The 3,737-nt window shown below is 63.9% G+C and carries 4 protein-coding genes; all 4 read right to left on the bottom strand.

The features are described from left to right. Positions 1–947 (bottom strand): sodium ion-translocating decarboxylase subunit beta (locus ACJWXQ_RS05185; RefSeq protein WP_406672311.1); only part of this gene is annotated, 947 nt, incomplete at its 3' end. 2 nt (positions 948–949) lie between these two features. Continuing rightward, on the bottom strand, positions 950–1,375 hold the full coding sequence (locus tag ACJWXQ_RS05180; RefSeq protein WP_406672310.1) for a biotin/lipoyl-containing protein: 426 nt from the start codon (positions 1,373–1,375) through the stop codon (positions 950–952). A 6-nt stretch (positions 1,376–1,381) separates the two neighbouring features. Further along, on the bottom strand, positions 1,382–1,864 hold the full coding sequence (locus tag ACJWXQ_RS05175; protein WP_406672309.1) for a hypothetical protein: 483 nt from the start codon (positions 1,862–1,864) through the stop codon (positions 1,382–1,384). 18 nt (positions 1,865–1,882) lie between these two features. Beyond that, a complete protein-coding gene (locus tag ACJWXQ_RS05170) occupies positions 1,883–3,433 on the bottom strand; it encodes an acyl-CoA carboxylase subunit beta (RefSeq protein ID WP_406672308.1) in 1,551 nt (516 codons plus the stop codon). Between the last annotated feature and the right edge of the window lie 304 nt (positions 3,434–3,737).

Here is a 3,737-nt window from a genome sequence, read left to right as displayed (position 1 = left end):
CGGTCTTCCCCTTTGAGAAACAGGTTCATGATCTTGGCGAAGATCACCCCCGCCGCGGTGGCGATGGCGAAGGCCGCAGCGCCGAGGGCGAAGATGAACACCGACTGCGGCGTCAGGAACGAACGTGCCTCGGTGGATACCCCCACGGAAAACCCCAGAAGGATCGTGATGATGTCGATCAAGGAGTTGCGGGCGGTGTTGGCCAGCCGCTCGGTGACCCCGGACTCCTTGAGGAGGTTGCCGAAGAACAGCATGCCCAGCAGGGTCAGTGCACCGGGAACGATGAAACAGGTGGCGAGGAAGCCGAAAACGGGAAACAGGATTTTCTCCCGCTTGCTGACCATGCGGGGCGGCTTCATGCGGATCAGGCGCTCCTTCCTGGTGGTCAGCAGCTTCATGATGGGCGGCTGGATCACGGGCACCAGGGCCATGTAGGAGTAGGCAGACACGGCGATGGCGCCCAGCAGGTGCGGCGCCAGCTTGGAGGAGATGAAGATGGCCGTGGGGCCGTCGGCACCGCCGATGATGCCGATGGCGCCGGCCTCCGGGGCGGTGAAATTGAGCGCCAGGGCGCCCAACAGGGTGATAAAGATACCGGTCTGGGCGGCGGCGCCGAGGAAGAGCAGTCTGGGGTTGGAGAGCAGGGCGGAGAAGTCGGTCATGGCTCCGATGCCCAGGAAGATGAGAGGTGGGAACCACCCTCGTTTGACCCCGTCGTAGAGGATGCTCAACACCGAGCCCTCTTCCTGGAACCCAATGCCCATGCCCTCGGAGAACGGGATGTTGCCCACCAGGATGCCGAAGCCGATGGGAACCAGGAGCAGCGGCTCGTAGTTCTTGGTGATGGCCAGGGAAATGAAGAACAGCCCCACCAGGATCATCACCCCGTTGCCCCAGGTGACGTTGCCGAAACCGCTGTTTTGAATGAAATCCAGCAGGAATTCCAGCATCACGGTGCTCCGACGGTGACCAGCGTTTCGCCCTCCAGGACCTGCTGGCCCGGCTGGACGTGGACCTTGAGCACCACCCCGTCGTCGCCGGCGTAGATCTCGTTGTCCATCTTCATGGCCTCAAGAATGATGACGCAGGCTCCCTGCTTGACCTCCTCCCCTTCCTTGACCTTAATCTCCTTGATCACGCCGGGAAGAGGGGAATTGACCGCGCCCGCGGTCGACTGCGGCTTGGTCCGGGTGATCTGCGGGCCGGCGCCGGTCACCACCACGGGTCGTTCAATCCTGGTGGGGGTTCTCTTCTCACGCTGGACTTCCACCTCATACGTCACGCCGTTGACAGTCAAGGTGGCCACGCTGCCGGTGAAGCTGTCGATGGTCACCTCGTACTCGTTGCCGTTGATGAGGTACTTGAATTTGGACATGGCTCGTTACTTCCTATACATCCTCTGGTTTGACAGCATGAGGGCGGTTTTCCAGGAGTCCATCCAGGGAGAAAAGGGCCGGGTGAGCTTCTTGATGGTGACCTCCTCGGCCTCCTCCTCGTCGAAGGTCCGCAGGTCCATGAACAGCGCCAGGGCGATGGCGTGGGCCACCTCCGAGGAGATCTCGGGAGGCTGCGGAGCTGCTGGAAACCCAGGTGTTTGGCTCCGGCTCGCACCGGTCCGGCGTCGTTCCAGCAGGTTGCGCAGGCCGACCATGAACAGGTAGACCGCCAGCAGCCCCGTAAACACCGCGCCCACTCCGATGATCCCGAGTTCGAGGCCGTACACCACCGACTCGCGCAGACTCCCCGGGTTGTGTCCCCGGTGCATCTGCGACGGGTCCGTTTCGGGCTGAGAGACCTCCGGGAAGGCGGCGGCCGGGACACACAGTGCCGCCACCGCCAGCATTGCCAGAATCGATCTCCTCACCTTCGGTCCCTCCTCCCGCTACAGCGGGATGTTCCCATGTTTGCGGGGTGGGTTGACGTCGCGCTTGGTACTGAGCATGGTCAGGGCGCGAATCAGACGAAACCGGGTCTTCTCCGGCTCGATGATGTCGTCGATGAACCCGCGTTCAGCGGCGAGGTAGGGGTTCATGAACTGCTCTTCATACTCGGCGAGCAGCCGCGACATCTCGGCGCCGGGGTCCTCCGCGCTGTCGATCTGTTTCTTGTACAGCACCTCCACGGCTCCGCGGGCGCCCATGACGGCGATCTCGGCGGTGGGCCAGGCATAGTTAATGTCACCGCGCAGGTGCTTCGAGGACATGACGTCGTAGGCGCCGCCGTAGGCCTTGCGGGTGATGACCGTGATCTTGGGCACCGTGGCCTCGGCGTAGGCGTAGAGCAGCTTGGCGCCGTGGATGATGATGCCGTTGTGTTCCTGGGAGGTGCCGGGCAGAAAACCGGGCACGTCCACGAAGGTGACCAGGGGGATGTTGAAGGCATCGCAGAACCGCACGAAGCGGGCGGCTTTGCGGGACGCGGCGATGTCCAGCACGCCGGCCAGGTACTTGGGCTGGTTGGCGACGATGCCCAACGTGCGCCCGTTAAGGCGGCCGAAGGCGGTGATGATGTTGGGGGCGAAGCGCCGCTGCACCTCAAGGAAGTGCTTGCCGTCCATCACCAGGCCGATGAGATCCTTCATGTCGTAAGGCTTGTTGGGGTCGTCGGGGATGATGTCCAGCAGCGCGTCTTCCTGGCGGGCCACCGGGTCCGAGCACGCCACCAGCGGCGGTTCCTCCAAGTTGGTCTGCGGCAGGTAGCTGAGCAGCACCTTGATCAGGTCCAGTGCTTCTTCCTCGGTCTCCGCCACGAAGTGGCTGGCGCCGCTCTTGGCCGCGTGTACCAGGGCTCCGCCCAGGTCTTCGGTGGAGACCTCCTCGCCGGTCACGCTCTTGACCACCCTGGGACCGGTGATGAACATGTACGAGCCCTTGTTCATGATGGTGAAGTCGGTAATGGCCGGGGAGTACACCGCGCCGCCGGCGCAGGGGCCGAGGATGGCGGATATCTGGGGAATGACGCCCGACGCCAGGACATTCCGCTTGAAGATCTCCGCGTAGCCGGCCAGCGAGGCCACGCCCTCCTGGATCCGGGCGCCGCCGGAGTCGTTGAGGCCGATGATGGGCGCTCCCACCTTCATGGCCAGGTCCATGACCTTGCAGATCTTCTCGGCGAAGGTTTCGGACAGGGACCCGCCGAACACGGTGAAGTCCTGGGAAAAGACAAACACCTGGCGGCTGTTGATGGTCCCCTGGCCGCACACCACGCCATCCCCGGGGATGCGCTGCCGCTGCATGCCGAAGCTGTTGCACCGGTGCCTGACGAACATGTCGAACTCTTCGAAGCTGCCCTCGTCGAGCAGCATCTCGACCCGTTCCCGGGCCGTGTACTTGCCCCGTGCATGCTGGGCCTCGATGCGGCTCTCCCCGCCGCCCAGGCGCGCATCGGCCCTGGCCTCACGAAGCTTGAGAATGGAGTCTTCAACTGTCGGCATGCGTCACTCCCGGGCCGCGGCACCATGCACCACACGGTGATTTCGGACGTCGCCAACCGGGCCGCCGGCGCCACCAGCGTGTCAACCGCCGCGGCCGCGTCCCCCAGGTGGGCTCCGCGACGTGTGAAGAGTACAACAAGTAAAGCGTTTCGTACAGAAGTTGACGGCGACGTTGCGTCGGCGACAGGGTACACTGCCGGCCGTGAGCAAGCCGGATGTCCCCTCCGTGCACCAAAGCCTGTCCGTCACACGAGCCGCCTCTCCTTCCACCTGTTCCGGCAGGGCGCGTCTTCCGAGATTGGTG

This window comes from Natronospira sp., assembly GCF_007134575.1.
Lineage (GTDB): Bacteria > Pseudomonadota > Gammaproteobacteria > Natronospirales > Natronospiraceae > Natronospira > Natronospira elongata.
Note: the sequence above shows the minus strand (reverse complement) of the source record. Positions and strands in the feature narration are given on the sequence as shown.